At 61.4% G+C, this 16,932-nt stretch carries 25 protein-coding genes; 14 read left to right on the top strand and 11 right to left on the bottom strand.

What is annotated here, in order from left to right:
- Positions 1 to 239: 239 nt before the first annotated feature.
- From argH to P8X48_09890, 3 genes are read left to right on the top strand one after another with little or no spacing between them, the layout of a single operon-like run.
- Positions 240 to 1,625 (top strand): argininosuccinate lyase, encoded by a 1,386-nt coding sequence (gene argH, locus P8X48_09900; protein MEJ2107623.1) that lies wholly within the window; start codon positions 240 to 242, stop codon positions 1,623 to 1,625.
- Positions 1,626 to 1,629: 4 nt separating this feature from the next.
- Positions 1,630 to 1,974, top strand: a complete 345-nt coding sequence (locus P8X48_09895) for a nucleotide pyrophosphohydrolase (protein ID MEJ2107622.1) — start codon at positions 1,630 to 1,632, stop codon at positions 1,972 to 1,974.
- Positions 1,967 to 2,299, top strand: a complete 333-nt coding sequence (locus P8X48_09890; protein ID MEJ2107621.1) for a DUF3301 domain-containing protein — start codon at positions 1,967 to 1,969, stop codon at positions 2,297 to 2,299. Before P8X48_09895 ends, P8X48_09890 begins: the two co-directional genes overlap by 8 nt.
- A gap of 12 nt (positions 2,300 to 2,311) precedes the next feature.
- Here the strand turns inward: P8X48_09890 and P8X48_09885 are convergent, their stop codons facing one another.
- The 7 genes from P8X48_09885 to cyaY form a co-directional block, all read right to left on the bottom strand.
- Positions 2,312 to 2,794 carry a DUF3106 domain-containing protein gene (locus tag P8X48_09885; GenBank protein ID MEJ2107620.1) on the bottom strand — a complete coding sequence of 161 codons (483 nt, stop codon included), beginning with the start codon at positions 2,792 to 2,794 and terminating at the stop codon, positions 2,312 to 2,314.
- A complete protein-coding gene (locus P8X48_09880; protein ID MEJ2107619.1) occupies positions 2,784 to 3,014 on the bottom strand; it encodes a hypothetical protein in 231 nt (76 codons plus the stop codon). Before P8X48_09880 ends, P8X48_09885 begins: the two co-directional genes overlap by 11 nt.
- Positions 3,004 to 3,306, bottom strand: coding sequence for a hypothetical protein (locus P8X48_09875; protein MEJ2107618.1), 303 nt, complete (start codon positions 3,304 to 3,306; stop codon positions 3,004 to 3,006). Before P8X48_09875 ends, P8X48_09880 begins: the two co-directional genes overlap by 11 nt.
- 3 nt (positions 3,307 to 3,309) lie before the next feature.
- Entirely contained in the window at positions 3,310 to 3,834 is a 525-nt protein-coding gene (locus P8X48_09870) for an RNA polymerase sigma factor (GenBank protein ID MEJ2107617.1), read from the bottom strand.
- 104 nt (positions 3,835 to 3,938) lie between these two features.
- Complete coding sequence (locus tag P8X48_09865) at positions 3,939 to 4,304, bottom strand: hypothetical protein (GenBank protein ID MEJ2107616.1); 366 nt, start codon at positions 4,302 to 4,304, stop codon at positions 3,939 to 3,941.
- A gap of 76 nt (positions 4,305 to 4,380) precedes the next feature.
- Complete coding sequence (locus P8X48_09860) at positions 4,381 to 4,806, bottom strand: YkgJ family cysteine cluster protein (protein ID MEJ2107615.1); 426 nt, start codon at positions 4,804 to 4,806, stop codon at positions 4,381 to 4,383.
- A 31-nt stretch (positions 4,807 to 4,837) separates the two neighbouring features.
- Positions 4,838 to 5,164, bottom strand: a complete 327-nt coding sequence (gene cyaY, locus P8X48_09855) for an iron donor protein CyaY (protein ID MEJ2107614.1) — start codon at positions 5,162 to 5,164, stop codon at positions 4,838 to 4,840.
- 84 nt (positions 5,165 to 5,248) lie between these two features.
- Here cyaY and P8X48_09850 point away from each other — a divergent pair, with 84 nt between their 5' ends.
- From P8X48_09850 to P8X48_09835, 4 genes are all read left to right on the top strand, one after another.
- Entirely contained in the window at positions 5,249 to 6,343 is a 1,095-nt protein-coding gene (locus P8X48_09850; GenBank protein ID MEJ2107613.1) for a saccharopine dehydrogenase NADP-binding domain-containing protein, read from the top strand.
- Between the two features lie 332 nt (positions 6,344 to 6,675).
- Positions 6,676 to 7,941, top strand: coding sequence for a diaminopimelate decarboxylase (gene lysA, locus P8X48_09845; protein MEJ2107612.1), 1,266 nt, complete (start codon positions 6,676 to 6,678; stop codon positions 7,939 to 7,941).
- Between the two features lie 17 nt (positions 7,942 to 7,958).
- The gene (locus tag P8X48_09840) at positions 7,959 to 8,630 is read left to right on the top strand and encodes a methyltransferase domain-containing protein (protein MEJ2107611.1); all 672 of its coding nucleotides are present in this window, start codon (positions 7,959 to 7,961) and stop codon (positions 8,628 to 8,630) included.
- Positions 8,627 to 9,043, top strand: a complete 417-nt coding sequence (locus P8X48_09835) for a CoA-binding protein (GenBank protein ID MEJ2107610.1) — start codon at positions 8,627 to 8,629, stop codon at positions 9,041 to 9,043. Before P8X48_09840 ends, P8X48_09835 begins: the two co-directional genes overlap by 4 nt.
- A gap of 9 nt (positions 9,044 to 9,052) precedes the next feature.
- Here P8X48_09835 and P8X48_09830 read toward each other — a convergent pair whose 3' ends face one another.
- On the bottom strand, positions 9,053 to 9,373 hold the full coding sequence (locus P8X48_09830) for a hypothetical protein (GenBank protein ID MEJ2107609.1): 321 nt from the start codon (positions 9,371 to 9,373) through the stop codon (positions 9,053 to 9,055).
- A gap of 49 nt (positions 9,374 to 9,422) precedes the next feature.
- On the opposite strand from P8X48_09830, the gene dapF reads away from it, so the two are divergent.
- From dapF to P8X48_09800, 6 genes are all read left to right on the top strand, one after another.
- Positions 9,423 to 10,274: a diaminopimelate epimerase gene (gene dapF / locus P8X48_09825; protein MEJ2107608.1), complete on the top strand. Its 852-nt coding sequence runs from the start codon at positions 9,423 to 9,425 to the stop codon at positions 10,272 to 10,274.
- On the top strand, positions 10,249 to 10,938 hold the full coding sequence (locus P8X48_09820) for a DUF484 family protein (GenBank protein MEJ2107607.1): 690 nt from the start codon (positions 10,249 to 10,251) through the stop codon (positions 10,936 to 10,938). Before dapF ends, P8X48_09820 begins: the two co-directional genes overlap by 26 nt.
- 5 nt (positions 10,939 to 10,943) lie before the next feature.
- Positions 10,944 to 11,864: a tyrosine recombinase XerC gene (xerC, locus tag P8X48_09815; protein MEJ2107606.1), complete on the top strand. Its 921-nt coding sequence runs from the start codon at positions 10,944 to 10,946 to the stop codon at positions 11,862 to 11,864.
- A 245-nt stretch (positions 11,865 to 12,109) separates the two neighbouring features.
- Positions 12,110 to 13,069: a UDP-3-O-acyl-N-acetylglucosamine deacetylase gene (gene lpxC / locus P8X48_09810; GenBank protein ID MEJ2107605.1), complete on the top strand. Its 960-nt coding sequence runs from the start codon at positions 12,110 to 12,112 to the stop codon at positions 13,067 to 13,069.
- Between the two features lie 67 nt (positions 13,070 to 13,136).
- Complete coding sequence (locus tag P8X48_09805) at positions 13,137 to 13,985, top strand: hypothetical protein (protein ID MEJ2107604.1); 849 nt, start codon at positions 13,137 to 13,139, stop codon at positions 13,983 to 13,985.
- Between the two features lie 129 nt (positions 13,986 to 14,114).
- Positions 14,115 to 14,435, top strand: a complete 321-nt coding sequence (locus tag P8X48_09800; GenBank protein ID MEJ2107603.1) for a S24 family peptidase — start codon at positions 14,115 to 14,117, stop codon at positions 14,433 to 14,435.
- A 16-nt stretch (positions 14,436 to 14,451) separates the two neighbouring features.
- Here P8X48_09800 and P8X48_09795 read toward each other — a convergent pair whose 3' ends face one another.
- Positions 14,452 to 14,850, bottom strand: a complete 399-nt coding sequence (locus P8X48_09795) for a hypothetical protein (GenBank protein MEJ2107602.1) — start codon at positions 14,848 to 14,850, stop codon at positions 14,452 to 14,454.
- A 90-nt stretch (positions 14,851 to 14,940) separates the two neighbouring features.
- Between P8X48_09795 and P8X48_09790 the strand changes: the two genes are divergently transcribed.
- Positions 14,941 to 15,342 (top strand): acyl-CoA thioesterase, encoded by a 402-nt coding sequence (locus P8X48_09790; protein MEJ2107601.1) that lies wholly within the window; start codon positions 14,941 to 14,943, stop codon positions 15,340 to 15,342.
- Positions 15,343 to 15,490: 148 nt separating this feature from the next.
- Here the strand turns inward: P8X48_09790 and P8X48_09785 are convergent, their stop codons facing one another.
- Together P8X48_09785 and P8X48_09780 are read right to left on the bottom strand one after the other, a co-directional pair.
- A complete protein-coding gene (locus tag P8X48_09785) occupies positions 15,491 to 15,883 on the bottom strand; it encodes a bacteriohemerythrin (protein ID MEJ2107600.1) in 393 nt (130 codons plus the stop codon).
- A gap of 99 nt (positions 15,884 to 15,982) precedes the next feature.
- Positions 15,983 to 16,932 (bottom strand): NADP(H)-dependent aldo-keto reductase (locus P8X48_09780; GenBank protein MEJ2107599.1); only part of this gene is annotated, 950 nt, incomplete at its 5' end.

The following is a 16,932-nucleotide window of genomic DNA, read 5'->3' as shown; positions in this document are numbered from 1 at the left end:
TCTGGTTCGGTATTCGGGGTGGGGGTGCACTCTAAGGAGAGTCCGAACCAGATGTAACGCTGTCCAATGTTTCATTAACCAGAAAATAGCCGGGCCCGGGGCCGCGGACAATCCATTACCGATAATCGGGCTCGGCGTGCGGACGGGCGGGCGGGCCGACGCAGTACGGCCATGCCGTTTTCGCGGGCCTTCATCCCCGGTACCATAGCTGTTTCCGGACCCGAAACAGTACTGCAAACATGGACAAGAAGAAACCCTGGGGAGGCCGTTTTGACGCACCCACCGACAGTCTGGTGGAGGAGTTTACCGCGTCCATCGGTTTCGACAAACGTCTGTACCGATATGATATCCGCGGCTCGATCGCGCATGCGACCATGCTTGCGGCGGTTGGTGTGCTGACCGCCAAGGAGAGGGGCGCGATCGTCGAAGGCCTCCAGCAGATTGAAAGGGAGATCGAATCCGGACAGTTCGCCTGGAGCGTCGAGCTCGAGGACGTCCACATGAATATCGAGGCGCGACTGATTGACCGGGTCGGGGATGTGGGCAAGAAGCTCCATACCGGACGATCCCGGAACGACCAGGTCGCCACCGACATTCGCCTGTTCCTGCGTGAGGCAATCGACGAGATCGTAGTCGCGATACAGTCGCTGCAGTCCGTGCTGGTTGATCTTGCCGAACGCGAGGTGGATACCCTCATGCCGGGTTATACCCATCTTCAGCCGGCTCAACCCGTGAGCTTCGGTCACCACATGCTGGCCTGGTTTGAAATGCTGCAGCGTGACGCGGAGCGGATGCACGACTGTCGCCGTCGGGTGAATATCATGCCGCTGGGCTCCGCCGCGCTTGCGGGTACGACGTATCCGCTCGATCGGGCGCTCACGGCGAAGGAACTCGGCTTCGATGTACCCGCTGCCAACTCGCTGGACGCGGTTTCAGACCGGGACTTTGCGATTGAGTTCGTGTCGGCCGCGGCCTTGATCATGATGCACCTGTCCCGCTTTTCTGAGGAGCTGATTCTCTGGTCTTCGGCGCAGTTCGGATTTGTGGATCTTGGTGATGCCTACTGCACCGGTTCCAGCATCATGCCGCAGAAGAAGAATCCGGATGTCCCGGAGCTGGTGCGCGGCAAGTGTGCGCGCGTACAGGGACATTGGGTTGCACTGCTGACCCTGATGAAAGGCCAGCCCCTGGCATACAACAAGGACAACCAGGAGGACAAGGAGCCGCTGTTCGACAGTGTCGATACGGTGCTCGACAGCCTGGTGGTGTATCGCGGCATGATGGAATCCATCGAAGTCCGCCGCGACGCGATGCGCGATGCGGCCGCCCGCGGATTTACCACGGCCACGGATCTCGCCGATGCGCTGGTACGGCGTGGCGTTCCCTTCCGCGATGCCCACGAGATCGTCGGTAAGGCAGTGCGTCTTGCGATCGATGCCGGCTGTGAGCTTGCCGATCTGGGGCTGGACCAGTTGAAATCGCTTTCGGACGCCATCGATGCCGATCTGCTCAAGTCACTGACCCTCGAAGGGTCTGTCGCCGCCCGTGACCACATTGGCGGCACGGCCCCGAAACAGGTACGTACGGCCATCGTCCGCGCGCGAAAGCTGTTGGCGGCCGGCTAGTTCCATGGGCGAGATCGCTGACCTGCGACGACGCCTGCGTGAGTTCGCAGAGGCGCGGGATTGGGAACAGTTTCATTCGCCGAAAAACCTTGCCATGGCCTTGATCGTCGAGGCGGCGGAGCTGGTCGAGCATTTCCAGTGGATGGGTGAGGAAGACAGTCTTGCGCTGGAACCTCTCCAGCGGGAGGAAGTGGCGATGGAGATGGCTGACATATTCATTTATCTTCTGCGTCTCGCCGACCGACTGGATGTCGATCTTGGAGCCGCGGCGTGGCGCAAGATTGAAATCAACGAGGATCGATATCCCGTGGAATCCTCCCGCGGCAAGGCCGGGCGTCCGCGTGACTGAGTCCATCCCCGCGATTCTGATTCTCGTCGCGGTGATTCTCTACTGGCTGTCGGCCGCGCGGGCCAAGGAAACGGCCAGCCGTGGCGCGCGAAATCGCTGCCAACAGGCGGGTGTGCTGTTTCTCGATGACACCGTTGCTCTTCGACGCTGGCGTCTGCGCCGGGACTCCTCCGGTGCGATCCGCATGCATCGTGAATACGGTTTTGAGTTCGCGACCGATGGGGGAATTCGCTACCGCGGAAAAGTGGTTCTGTCGGGCGCGCGAGTGCTCACAATCGAACTTGAGGCCTATGGCTGGTCGGCGAATGAAGAGTCTTCGGAGTGATCCCGGTCTGTCCTACCGGGATCTCCGATAGGCGCGAATGCGCTGTAGATGACGCGCACGCCAGCGGCGACGCTGCTCCGGGGTCATGTTTCGCCAACGCTGCCGCAGGCGTTCCCTTTCCTCGGGTGGCAGGGACCGGAACCGCTCCCGCTCCTGACGGATCCGCTCCTGCACGTCCGGCGGAAGTTGGCGAAAGCGCTGGAAACGCTCTCGAATTGCCTGCCGCTGTTCCGGGGTTAGTTTACGCCAGCGTTGGAGGCGTTGCCGCACACGTTGCCGCTGTTCCGGGGTGAGGGTTTGCCAGCGCTCGGCCCCACGACGCAGGCGCTCCTGACGGGCCGGCGGCAGGGAGTCCCATTTCTGCTGCAGTGGGCGCAAAAGCTTCTGGTCCCGCGCGGACAGATCTTTCCATTCCATCGCCCAGGCCGGAGAGGCCGCCGCCAACAGGTTTGCGATGCAGAGCACGGCCAGAAGCATTCCGCGTCTATTTTTCATGTTGCCCCTCGCCACCTTTGGTCTTCACCTTCGTCTTTGTCCTGTCCCCGGCATCGTCCGACGGAATGTCCATCGGGTCGATCCATTTGCCCTGGCTTGTTTCCCATTCCCCCAGGAATTCCAGTAGCTGTATGTCCGGTACGTCGGCCGGATCGCCTGCCATTGCCACCAGGGGCAATACACAAAGTGAGGCGGCGATCACAGCCGCTCTAGCCCGCACGCTTCTGTCCGTCCAGCCAGAGGTAGAACTCATAGTCTTCGCTGTAGAAATCCGGACTTTCCCTGGCTGCCAGAATGTCCACATCCTCGATCCCGGTGACCGGCGACGAATGTGTCCACACACCGATTGCCAGCATTGCCACCAGCGAGGCCGCCACCAGACCCCCCGCGGGAATGGCCCAGGCGAGCCAGGGCCGTGCCCGATTCGATTCGGCCGCGGCGACCGCCTCGCGCCTCGCGGCACGCAGGCGCAGGGCCTTCAGAGTCTGTCGAATCAGGGAATCGTCAGCCATGGTTCATACCTCGCCTTCCCGGTCGACCTGGTTTCGCAGGGATTGAAGCGCGCGCGAGTAGTGGGTCTTCACACTTCCCTCCGAGCATCCCATGGCACGGGCGGTGTCCGCCACATCCAGACCTTCCCAGGTACGTAGCAGAAAGGCCTGTTGCTGGCGTCGCGGAAGGCTGGCCACGGCTTGCTCAAGCTGCGCCATTTCGCGCCGGGTTGCCACGGCGTCCGCAGGATCCACGGCATGAACATCGGGGGCCGTCATCATCGGGTCCGGCTGATCGTCCGGTGCGTCGCCGGCCCGCATTGCGGGCAACCATCCGCGCCACCGGCTGCGAATGGCCGAGCGCCGATACCAGTCGCGGATCTTGCTTTGCAGAATACGATGAAACAGCGGCGGCCATTCGGTCGAATCGCGATTCGAATAGTTTTGAGCGAGCTTCATCATGGCATCCTGTACAACATCCAGGGCATCCTGGTCGTGACCCACCGCCATGCGGGCGATGACGAATGCGCGGCGCTCGACGCCAGCCAGAAACCGGTCCAGTTCTGCAGACGAAGCCAGGATCGTACTCCTTTCATCTTGCTCCGCATGCCGGACCGGTAGCCGGCGCGGTAGCCGCCGCCATTCTTCTGGCGCTAGTGTCTTGCCGCGCGACGATCAAGGCGGTTGTTGATGCGGTCACCACGACGATCAAGGCGGTTGTTGATGCGGCTACCGCGCCGGTCCAGCCGATTGTTGATGCGGTCACCGCGCGCCTCCAGGCGGTTGGCCCGGCCCTGGTGCCCGTTGTCGCGGGCGTTGTTGGCGCGTTGGTCGAGCCGGTTTTCAATCCGGTTGCCGCGCTTGTCGAGACGATTCTCAGCGCGATCGCCGCGCTTGTCCAGACGATGCTCGATGCGATCGCCTCGATTGTCCAGCCGGGTAGCGGCGTCGGCTGCGAAAGCGTTGTGCGCGAATGCGGCCAGAATCACGCCGCCAACAATCAGGTATTGCTGTTTCATCTCGGTCTCCTGTACGGGTCTTATGCAGGTACAGGGAATAACGGCTAGAGGCGGGATTGGTTGACTTTGCCCGGGGTCAGGATCTGGATCGGATGCGCCGTCGGATCTCGGGCAGCGGAATGACCGGACCGCAGTCGATTCCCTCGCAGCGGCGGGCTTCGGCGCGCCAGGTCGTGGCAGTGGACACCACTTCCGGCCAGAACGGGTAGGTGCGACATTGGCTGGGACGTGCCGCGTAGATATGGCAATGGCCATCCGGGGTAAGAAAGGGACAGCGGCCATCGTTGCCGAGCCGAATCCCGTAGCCTCCCTCGGCCAGGGGTTCCAGGTAGCGCCGGCGGAACCAGTCCCGTGTCAGCCCCAGTCTTTCGCGAATGCGCTCCTGCTCGCGGCCACTGACCGCGACGTAGTGAGTCGCCGGATTCCCGGTGCAGCACCGCCCGCAACCGGTGCAGCGAAAACGCAGAGGCACCTTCTCATAGTATGGTTTCTTGTCCAGCATGCTGACTCCGGGTCCTGGACGAGAGCCGGGGCTAGGCGCGACGGAGCTGAATGGTTTCGCCTGACTGTTCCGATATCAGGCGCGAGAGCTCGGCAAACAACTCCGCGCCCGTGGAATCCAGCACCCATAAGTCGCTGTCGGCATCGTAGTCGAAATGGAATCCGCCGGATTTCGCCGCTACCCAGATCTGGTCCGCGGCGCTCTGCTTGTTGACGATGATCTGGGATCCATCGGCAAACTCAAGCGTCAAGACGTCATTGACGGTTTCGTAATCGAAATCGGGTTCGCACTCGTCCAGGGCGTCCTCGATTGCAGCGAGGGTCTCCGATGATCGGCGTTGGAACTCCGACGAATCCATATGGTTTTGCCAGCAAACTGATATGATGGGCCCCGGAGTCTACCGGCAACACAAGCCCCGGGCCAATCCTCGCCACAAAGTACTATGCCGCAAGAAAGAAAACGAATCGTCGTGCTCGGGGGCTACGGTGCGGTCGGTCAGCGCATCTGTGCTGCAATTTCCCGATTACCCTATGTGGAGTGTGTGGTTGCCGGCCGCAACCTGCGAAGTGCGCGCAGGGTTGCACGCCAGATCCTTGCGACTCCGCTCCAGCTGGATGCCGAAGACGAGCAGGCGGTTGCGAAACAACTGGTCGGCGCATGGATTGTGGTCGATACGGCGGGGTCGTTTCAGCAACGTTCGCCAACCGTAGCGCAGTTCTGTGCCCGGAATGCCATCCATTATATAGATCTGTCCGACGATCGATCGTACTCCTCGCAAATCCTGAAGCTCGACAGTCAGGCAAAGCGCGGTGGCGGCGCAATCGTCACCGGTGCCGGAACCCTTCCGGGGCTGGCTTCCGTCCTGGTGGATTCCCTGCGTAGCCAGTTCTCCAAGTTGGAAGAAATTCATGTCCACACCAGTTTCGGTGGCCGGGTCCCGTACGGAGCGGGCAGTGCCGGTTCGCTGTTGACCAGTGTAGGGACCCCGATTCGGGTCAAGGTGCGGGGCCGCTGGCGTCAGGAATACTACTGGACGCGGCCCCAACGAATCGTGTTTCCGGCTCCAGTCGGGAGCCGTCGGACCTATTTGGTGGATGTCCCGGCAGCGGATTCTTTTGTCCAGCACTACGATGCGCAGACAATCGAATTTCATTCCGGGACCCAGGCGGGAATTCTCAATCTGGTCTTGTCGCTGTACGGCTGGTTGCGGCGGCGCGGCACCCTGGCATCGGCGCGCAGCGGCCGCGTCGCACATCGGCTTGCCCGTGCCCTGGCGATTGGCACGAGTCGCAGCAGCGGCATCGTCGTCTTCATCAAGGGAGTCGAACAGGGAGACCTCGTAACGCATTCCATCGCCCTGGTGGAAGACGCTGGCGACGAGTTGGGTATCGTTACCAGTCTGATCCAGACCCTGGTACAGCGTTGGACCGAATCCGGAGCGGCTGAACCGGGTGCCGTCAGCGCCGTGGGTTTGCTGGATCTGGACAGCCTCAAGCCGGTTCTCATCGAGCACCATGTCAGACTTGTGCGTGCGTGAATGGCCGATCATTCGAACTTGGAAACGAACCGTGCACGGTGGCACGACACTGGAACCGGACGACAGGGGCGGGGTAAGCTAGATGGCCGGGCGAAGTCTGTCATAAGTATCATGCATCCACTCACGAAAGTCGGATTCTGCCTCTTTCTCGGCCTGGGAATTTCGGCCTGTGGGGTCAAGGGCCCTCTCGTTCTGCCGGACAAGAAACCGGCAGCGGCGAGGAAGGCCACGACAAAGCAATCTGCGCCAGACAGCACGGATGCGGAAAAGAAACCGGAAACGGAACAGAAAAAGGACTCCACGCAGAACCCCTGCTAGAGAACAAGAGGCCGATGGAAGCATTCCACTATCAGGACGGACAGCTGTATGCGGAGGGCGTCGCCCTGGCCGATATCGCCTCGGCCGTGGGCAGTCCCGTATACGTGTATTCGCGCGCCATGATCGAGGAACGCTGGCGCGCCTATGACGAGGCATTCTCCGGTCGCGACCATCTCGTCTGCTACGCGGTCAAGGCCAATTCCAATCTCGCGGTGTTGAAGCTGTTGGCGGACCAGGGCTCGGGGTTCGATATCGTTTCCGTGGGCGAACTTGAGCGGGTATTGCGCGCCGGTGGCGACCCGTCCCGGGTTGTCTTCTCCGGTGTTGGCAAGACGCCCGAGGAAATCCGGCGCGCGCTCGAAGCAGGAATCGGCTGCTTCAATGTAGAGTCCGAGGCGGAACTGGAGCAACTGAACGAGATCGCCGCCGACATGGGGGTACGGGCGCCGGTTTCCCTGCGGATCAACCCGGACGTGGATCCCCATACCCATCCTTATATCTCGACCGGGCTCAAGGAAAGCAAGTTCGGGATCCCGATTGATATGGCGCCGGCGTTGTACGATCGTGCACGATCGATGGATCACATCGAGATTCGAGGCGTCGCGAGCCATATCGGTTCGCAGTTGACCGAGATCGATCCGTTCGTCGATGCCCTCGAGCGGGTGATTTCACTCGTGGGGGAACTGGGCGACGCGGGAATCGACTTGCAGTGGCTGGACCTGGGGGGTGGCCTTGGCATCCGCTATGCCGATGAAGAAGCGCCGGAGCCGACGAATCTGGTCGTTACGCTCATGGATCACCTGCAGGAAATGGGGACACGCTATCAACGTATGCGGGTGTTGATCGAGCCGGGCCGTTCCATCGTCGGAAATGCCGGCGTTTTGCTGACACGGGTCCAGTACCTCAAGCCTGGGGAGCTGCGCAATTTCGCCATTGTCGATGCAGCCATGAATGATCTGATCCGTCCGGCCCTGTACGACGCGTGGCAGGATATCGTCGTGGTGAACCGCGACGCCGCGCGGGAGACCGGCATCTACGATGTGGTCGGCCCGGTCTGCGAGAGCGGGGATTTTCTCGGGCACGATCGCGAACTGGCCATCGCGCCGGGTGACCTGCTGGCGGTCGCTTCGGCGGGCGCCTATGGTGCCGTCATGTCTTCGAACTACAACTCGCGACCGAGGGCGGCCGAGGTCATTGTCGACGGTTCCGAGTTTCACGTGGTGCGACGCCGTGAAACTGTGGACGAGTTGATGGCCTGCGAGTCGGTCCTTCCCGCCTGACCGGAGGCAGACCGGTCATGGACCGGATTCCCGAGCCGGAACTGATGGATGCCGCCGATCAGGCAGCGGCATACGCAGCAGCCGACTTTTCCGAGTCGAACTCCCTGTTTGTGGATCTTCTTCACGAGAAGTTTCCCGATCATTCGCCGCGGACCCTGGTCGACCTGGGTTGTGGCCCGGGCGATATCCTTGTGCGTCTTGCCCGTGCCTTTCCTCACGCGCGTTTGACCGGCGTCGACGGATCCGCGGCGATGCTGGAACACGCACGCAAGGCGATCCTGGCGGCTGGCGCGGCCGGGCAGGTGGAGTTGCTGCATTTGAGACTGCAAGACCTGGAGCTGGCCGGGGTATACGACACCATCGTCAGCAACAGTCTGTTGCATCATCTGGAAAATCCGGGCTTGCTGTGGCGGCGCATCGGCGAACTGGGGCGACCCGGGGCGGTCGTACTGGTTATGGACCTGGTGCGACCAGCAACGGAATCGGCGGCGCGGGAACTGGTGCAGCGTTATGCCCACGGCGAGCCGGAGATTCTGCGGCGCGATTTTCACCATTCACTGCTTGCCTCGTTCCAACCGGACGAGATTCGCAGGCAGTTATCGCAAGCCGGGCTCAGTGGTTTTGCTGTCGAGCTGGTCAGCGATCGTCATGTGGCCATCTACGGACAAATACCACAGGAGAATCCATGAGCTTTCGCAACCCCGGCGACGCCAAGATCCGCCAGATCCTGGAACAGGCGGACACGATTGCGGTTGTGGGGCTTTCGCCGAAACCCAATCGCCCAAGCCATCGGGTAGCGCGCAGGCTGCAGGAGTTCGGCTACCACATTGTTCCGGTGCGACCCGTCATCACCGAGGTGCTGGGCGAAAAGGCCTACGGCGGGCTTAAAGAGGTTCCGGAGCCGGTGGACATCGTCGATGTGTTTCGGGCACCGCAATACATCGACGCGATTGTCGATGTTTGCATTGAGCGTCGCTTTCCCGTCCTGTGGTTGCAGGAAGGGGTCGTGAACGAGTCCGCCGCCCGGCGGGCGCAGGAAGCGGGAATCACCGTGGTGATGGATCGTTGCACCTTGAAGGAGCACGTCCGCCTTCTGGGCTGACCGATCGGATCAGGGTATACGCTGCTGCATGCGCACACGACGACGGGCGCGGCGCCAGTGCGCGAAGCGCCGGCGCAGGCGCCAGTAGGCCGGGGTTCGGGAAAGCAGAAGTGCCACACCCAGCGGCAGCATCCACACGCCCAGCAGGGGCAGAAAAGGTCCAAGCAGACCGCCGATGATGAGCCCGATCGCCACCGAGCCGCGAACCGCCTGACTGGGATGATGCATGGTCCGGTGAAACATCCGCTGCACAAACAGGCGGGTCCGCCGGCCCCATGATTTGGCGGTCCGGTTTCCTGTTTCCCCGGTTTGACTGTAGTCTTCGTTCATCGAAACCCTTCACCACGGAAATGCCGTGAGTCTGACAAAGTTCACCAAGATGCAAGGCCTCGGCAACGATTTTGTCGTATTCGATGCCGTTCGCCAGCAGCTGGAACTGGATCCCGAAACCATTCGCCACATCGCGGATCGTCATTTCGGCATCGGTTGCGACCAGGTCCTGCTGGTGGAACCGTCCTCAGGTCCGGCGACCGATTTTGCCTATCGTATCTTCAATTCCGACGGCGGCGAAGTGGAACAATGCGGCAACGGGGCCCGCTGTTTCGCCCGGTTCGTGCGCGAACAGGACCTTTCCGCCAGGGACGAACTCAAGGTCGAAACCCTTGGCGGGGTCATTGGTCTGCGAATCGAATCCGATGACCAGGTACGGGTAGATATGGGGGTTCCCCGGTTCGAGCCCAAGGACATTCCCTTCGATGCGCCCCGGCGCGAATCCGTGTATCGCCTGAAGGTAGACGGGCAGGAGCTGGAATTTTCCATCCTGTCCATGGGAAATCCCCATGCGGTACACCGGGTGGATGATATCGATTTCGCCCCGGTGGACTGGCTGGGCCCCCGGATCGAGTCGCATCCCCGGTTTCCCAACCGGGTCAATGCTGGGTTCATGCAGGTGGTGGCCCCGGACCACATCCGGGTGCGGGTCTACGAGCGTGGTGCCGGGGAGACCCTGGCCTGTGGAACCGGTGCCTGTGCTGCGGTGGTTGCGGGTCGCCAGCAGGGCCTGCTTGGTGATACGGTACGGGTAGATCTTCCCGGCGGCTCCCTGCGAATCGTTTGGGAAGGGGAGGGCAGCCCGGTGTACATGACCGGACCGGCAGTAACTGTATTTGAGGGATCGATCGATCTCGAGGCTGGATTGGGGCTCCATGGCCAAAGAAGAACCGCAAACTGAGGTTTCCTGGGAAGACGCGGTCGCGCGTTTTCTGGAAGACAATCCTGATTTTTTTAGCGATCGGCCAGAGCTCCTGGCCCAGCTTGAACTGACCCATCCGGAGCGTGGAACCGCCGTGTCCCTGATCGAGCGCCAGGTGGGCGTGCTGCGTGAACAGGGTCAGACCCTGCAGCGGCAACTGCGCGAATTGATCAGCAATGCGCGGGAAAACGACGTGATCGGCCGCCGTCTGCACGAGTTTGCCTGTTCCCTGCTGCAGGCCAACGGGGTGTCCGCGGTTATTGAGATTTCGCGCAGCCAGATCCGCGAAAAGTTCCGCCTGGATGCGGTAGCGCTGCGTCTGGCTGCGGCGTCCGCCCCGGAGGCGACGCCGGCAGAAGTTGTGGCGGAAGACGATGACGACCTCACCCAGCTGTTGGAGTCGGCCAAGGGCGACGCACCCCTGTGTGGTGTGGTCTTGCCCGAGGTCCTGCAGGCGCGCCTGTTTGGCGAAACGGCGGAAGGGATCCGGTCCGTGGTCGTCGTGCCCCTGTCCGGCGATGATACCCGTGGGGTATTGGTGCTGGGCAGCCAGGATCCGCACCGTTTCGAGCCCGGGATGGCCACGGACTACCTGGTTCGACTCGGCGAACTGCTGCGCATCGCCCTGGATCGCCATCTCTGACCGCCATGCATTCCTCGTCCCTCGCGCGGATCGAAGAATTCATTGCCCACCTGAAGTACGAACGTCGGCTATCCCCCCACACCGCGAAGAGCTACCTGCGGGATCTGGAGCGTTTGCGCGGGTTCTGCGAGCAACGAGAACTGCGGGAATGGGGCGACGTACGGCCGCAGGATGCCCGTCGTTTCGTCGGTGAGGCCCATCGTCAGGGTGTTTCCGGGGCCACGATCCGCCGCTATCTTTCCACCGCTCGCACGTTTTACCGATTTCTCTTGCGCGAAGGGGCAGCGGACACCAACCCCTTCGACGGTGTACCGGCGCCAAGAACGGGAAAGACGCTTCCCCAGGCCTTGTCGGCGGAGGAGGCGGCCAGCCTGATGGAGATCGAAGACCCAAAAGGCGGGGCTCTGGTTCACCGGGATCGGGCCCTGGTTGAACTTATCTACTCCTCGGGTCTGCGTCTGGCGGAGGTCGTGGGACTGAACCTGACCGATCTGGACCTGGGTGAGGCCCTCGTGCGGGTGACAGGCAAGGGGAGCAAGGCCCGCGTGGTGCCGGTGGGCCGCGAGGCCTGCAATGCCCTGGAACGCTGGCTACAGGACCGCCAATCCTGGGCTGATGCCGGTGAGACCGCGCTGTTCGTGTCGCGCCGCGGTAGCAGGCTGGGCCCCCGTGCCATCCAGCAGCGTCTGAACTATTGGGCTGCCCGTCGACTCCCGGGTACGCCGGTACACCCCCATATGCTACGCCACTCCTTCGCCACTCACCTGCTGGAGTCCAGTGGGGACCTGCGGGCGGTTCAGGAACTGCTGGGCCACGCGGATATCACCACCACCCAGGTCTATACCCACATCGATTTCCAGCACCTGGCCAAGGTTTACGACGCCGCCCACCCGCGGGCGCGCCGCCATAAGCCCAAATCTGACTGATCATCCTGGTGCAATTGTGCCCCGGCCTGGGGCATACCGGCCGGAACCCGGCAGCGGCCGGTCATCCGGGTGGCGATACTGCCGACTGGCGACTCCCACTCCATGTGCTATAAATAATTGCTGTATTCCGGGAAAAAAAGCGGATTCGGACGGGTTGTCTCGCTCCCGCTGACCGGAGGAATCCTGTACAATCCGCGCCTTCGTGCCGGCTGGCACGAAACATGCTCTAGCTCGGAATATGATGAATGAAATTTCTTCAGGAACGCCGTAAGAACGCAATGGAACCATCGAGCAATTTCAGGCAGCGCACGCTCAAGAATCTGATTTCCGCCACCGGCGTTGGACTCCATACAGGACAGAAGGTCTACATGACCCTGCGCCCGGCCGCGCCCAACACGGGCATCGTGTTTCGCCGGGTCGATCTGGACCAGCCTGTAGAGATCCGCGCCTGCGCCCAATGCGTCGGCGATACCAGCCTCTCGACGACCCTGGTGCGCGATGGAGTGCGAATCTCTACGGTCGAGCATCTGTTGTCCGCCTTCGCCGGCCTGGGTATCGACAATGCCTATGTCGATCTCACGGCGTCGGAAGTGCCGATCATGGACGGCAGCGCTTCTCCCTTCGTGTTCCTGATCCTGTCCGCGGGCATCACCGAACAGAATGCGCCCAAGCGCTTCATTCGTATTCGCAAGCCGATCCAGGTGGAGCATGGTGACAAATGGGCGCGCTTCGAACCCTACGAAGGGTTCAAGGTGGGTTTCACTATTGAATTTGATCATCCCCTGTTTCGTTCGTCGACGCAGACTGCGGAACTGGACTTCTCTTCCACCTCGTTCGTCAAGGAAGTGAGCCGCGCGCGAACCTTTGGCTTTATGAAGGACATCGAGACCCTGCGGCAGCGCAATCTCGCCCTGGGCGGTAGCCTGGACAACGCTGTGGTGGTTGATGACTACCGTATCGTGAACGAGGACGGTCTGCGTTACGACGACGAATTCGTGAAGCACAAGATGCTGGATGCGATCGGGGACCTGTATCTCCTGGGTCACAGCCTTATCGGTGCATTCAGTGGTTACAAATCCGGTCACGCGCTGAACAATCAGCTGCTCCGCGCCTTGTTGGCGGAAGAGTCGGCCTGGGAGGCGGTGACCTTCGATGAAGGCGATCCCGCGCCCATCCCGTACGTGCAGCCGGTATACCTCACCTGAGCCAGGCTACGGGTGGCGATCTGCCACGCAGCACCAGGCAAGCGGGATTCCCGTCCGGAGTTTTGTTATGGGCGAACCCGTTTACTACAGTCTCCGCCGCATGCCGCCCTACCAGGGCACGGTTCAGATCGTAGAGGTCGACGGTCACCGCGCCATTAGCCGCGACGGAATTCGCTGGCAGGTCCATCTTCGTACCCCGGGGATGGGAAGGGTTTCCCAGGTCTCCTGGTCGGAGGACCGCGGCGGTCTCATCGAAACCGATTACACCCAATCCATTCTATCGGCGCTGCGTTCGCGCCCTTCCGGACCCTTTCCCTTTTCGGATCATCTCGAACTGTGGTTGCTCGCCGCCGATGACGGTCTGCCCCTCGCGCTGTTGCAAACCCTGGTGCAGGGCCCGCCGCCCCAGGTGCATCAGGCGGACTGGAATGCTGGCCTGGGGGAGCAGCAGGCCTTCGTCGCATCGGCCCTGAATCCAGGCGATCCGGGACAGACCATCATTTCCCATGCCGAAGTCCTTACCCGCTGCGTTCGTGCGGCCGCTGGACCTTTGCCCCGTGCCCAGTGGTTCCGCCGTACCGATGACGGTGGCGGGATTGGCTTGAGCGGACTGAATCTTGATCCCGGAATGGCCGGGCGCCTCGTTCGGGTGGACGGCTTTCCGGAACTGCTTGTGCGGGAGCATTGGGACAACGAACTGCATCGGCGCCTGGTAGAGGAGTATCACGAATGGCAGGCGCCGAATCTCCTGACAAACACGGGTCTTCGCAAGGCTACCCGCGATGCGCTGGAACACGCGGCCTGCCGTCAGGCGGAGCGATTGTACGAGGTGCGCCAGCTCTTGCCGGAGGTGATCAATCGCGACATGGTGGATGCGGCCATGGTAGAGGGGAGGATGCGTCATGCGATGCACTGAATCCCGTAGAGAGGCAATGTCCACACGTCGTTTGCTGTTGTTTCGCTGCCGTCCTCCGGGCCATCTCCATGACAGCAACGGCGAAATTTCATAAGATTGCATTCCTGCCTTGATTTGCCTGAGGACCGAATGATGGATACAGGTGGCTGTTCCGCGGCCGAGCCCTACGCCCTGCGAGTGCTGGGCGACAGCATGGAACCGGAGTTCAATGAGGGGCACATCATCATTGTCGATCCCGGCATGCCAGCGGTGAGCGGCGCCTTCGTGGTCATCGACTACGATGGCGATACCTACCTGCGCCAGTTCGTGGTGGACGGGGAGGCCAAGTGCCTGCAGGCGCTCAAGGATGGATATCCGGCGATGGAACTGATCGGGCCCTATCACATCCACGGCGTGGTGGTGCAACGCTCGACCCCGGGCCGCCGACGCGAACTCAAGCAATACTACTGATCCTTTCCCGGGCGTCTCACCAGTAGGCGCCGTTGCTTACATTCTTTTCTTTCTTGTAGCCCCGCGGACGGATGGCCACCGTGTTGTGGATCGTGGTGCAGGGCGTGCCATCGGCCAGCTCGTAGTGATACTCGAAAGTCGGGTTGCTGTTCCGCGTCCACACCGAATAGCCGGGAAACACGCGGGCGCAGGCGAGGGCGGCAATGGGATCGGCAAGTGAGGCCTGGTAGCCACCGAACATGCCGCCACCCATGTTGCGAGACCCCATGTTCAAGGGAAGGCGTACGCGCAGATGCCGCCAGTCGGGGCTCAGTTCCAGCACCTTCACGCGCATCAGCCAGAACGGGGGATAGAGTTCCAGCTTTCGTTTTGGTGACAGGAAGCGCGAGCGGGTAATCAGGCGTAGCAGATTCATGGTGATCCCTGCGTGATGACGGCGTTCGTTTCATCCGCCGGTTCCAGTATGATCATTATACAGGGAACAGGAACGGGATCAGGAGTGGACATGGTCGAAGATCAACTGCCCACGGACCGCCAGCCGACACTACGCGTGGTTCCCGCGCCCGCCGATACGAACACAGCTGGCGATATCTTCGGTGGCTGGATCATGTCTCACGTCGACGTCGCGGGAGCCATCGTCGCCGCGCGCCGCGCCAGGGGCCGGATTGTTACAGTTGCGGTAAACGCCTTCGAGTTCAAGAAGCCCGTGTTCATGGGCGACATCGTCAGTTTCTACGCCGAGGTGCAGAAAGTAGGCCGAACATCCATTTCCGTGGACGTGGTTGTCTATGCCGAGCGCGGATTACCCAGCGGAGAGTCCTTCGGCACGGTGGTCAAGGTGACTGACGCGGTACTGACCTATGTTGCATTGGACGAGAAGCGCAGGCCGCGACCGGTTGAGGGGTAGACCATGGCAATGCTCTTCCGGGACAAGATTCGCTGCTAGAACTAGTTCGTTACCCCGAAACAAAATAAGCGTGCCGCTCCGTGAGGGTTCGCGATATGACCGGGAACAACGGCTGTGCAAATGGATATGGCGTCGTCTGTGAACTATGTCACTTCACGTATTCGCGATATTTCCGGTCCATGCCGAGGATGTGGCCGTTGAGCCAGGTCTGGATGAAGTCCAGGGCCCGTTGTTCGATGCCGGATTCCCCCATGTCGAGTTGCTGCTTGTAGTTCATCACCAGCTTCACCAGCTTTTCGTGGTTTTCCTTGTGGTTGGCAAGATCGGGATAGCCGCCTTCGCGCATCATGTTTTCCTCTTCCTTGAAGTGATAGGCGGTATAGCTCACCAGTTCATTGAAAATCTCAACCAGGGACTTGCGCCCCATGCCCTTTTCCAGGGCCTCGGCGTAGCGATTGGCGATATCGAAGAGCTGTTGGTGTTGCTGATCGATCGTGTCATTGCCGACGCTGTAAATCTCGCTCCACTCAAAACGGGACATGCAGTAATTCTCCCCCCTGTTTCATGCGCCGGAGATTGTACGCGGAAAGACCACGCAAATCGAATGGGTATAGATTGGTCCTGCGCCCAGGCCCCAGGGTCAGGGAGCCGGGTTGGGGTAGCGCTTGTGGACGGCATCGATGCGTTCGATGACCGCCGCATCCAGTTTCAGATCGATGCTGGCTATGTCCGAGCGCAGTTGTTCGGAATTTGTGGCGCCGATGATGGTGGCGGTCAGGAAGGGCCGGGAATGGACATAGGCCAGGGCCATTTGCGCGGGGTCGATACCGGCGTCGCGGGCGATGCCTACATATTCCTCCGTGGCCGCCCGGGCCTCGGGGCTGCCATAGCGCTTGTAGTTTTCGAACAGGGTCAGGCGCGCACCTTCGGGTTGCGCGCCACCCAGGTACTTGCCGCTCAGCACACCGAAGCCCAGAGGTGAATAGGCCAGCAGCCCCACCTGTTCACGGTGGCTGACTTCGGCATTGCCGATCTCGAAGGTGCGATTCAGCAGGTTGTAGGGATTCTGTACGCTCACTACCCGTGGCAGGTTGAGCTCCTTCGCCACCTGCAGGAAACGCATGATGCCCCAGGGCGTTTCATTCGACAGCCCGATGTGGCGCACCTTGCCGGCGGCAACCAGGTCTCCGAGCACGGTCAGGGTTTCCTCAATGGGCGTACCGTCATCGCCTTTCTGATGGGTGTAGCCCAGTCGCCCGAAGAAATTGGTGCGGCGATCGGGCCAGTGAAGCTGATACAGGTCGACATAGTCGGTTTGCAGGCGACGCAGACTGCCGTCGATGGCGGTCTCGATGTTCTTCCGGTCCAGGCGTCCGCCGGCGCGGATGTGGGGCATCCACTCGGCGCGACCAATGACCTTTGTTGCCAGTACCACCTTGTCGCGTACACCACGATCGCGCAGCCAGTTGCCAATATACGTTTCTGTGCGACTATAGGTTTCGGCACGGGGCGGGATGGGATACATCTCCGCTGTATCGATGAAGGTCACACCGGATTCCAGTGCCAGGTCCAGTTGATCGTGCGCTTCGG

Source organism: Acidiferrobacteraceae bacterium, assembly GCA_037388825.1.
GTDB lineage: Bacteria > Pseudomonadota > Gammaproteobacteria > Acidiferrobacterales > JAJDNE01 > JARRJV01.
This window is presented reverse-complemented; position numbering and strand designations above follow the sequence as displayed.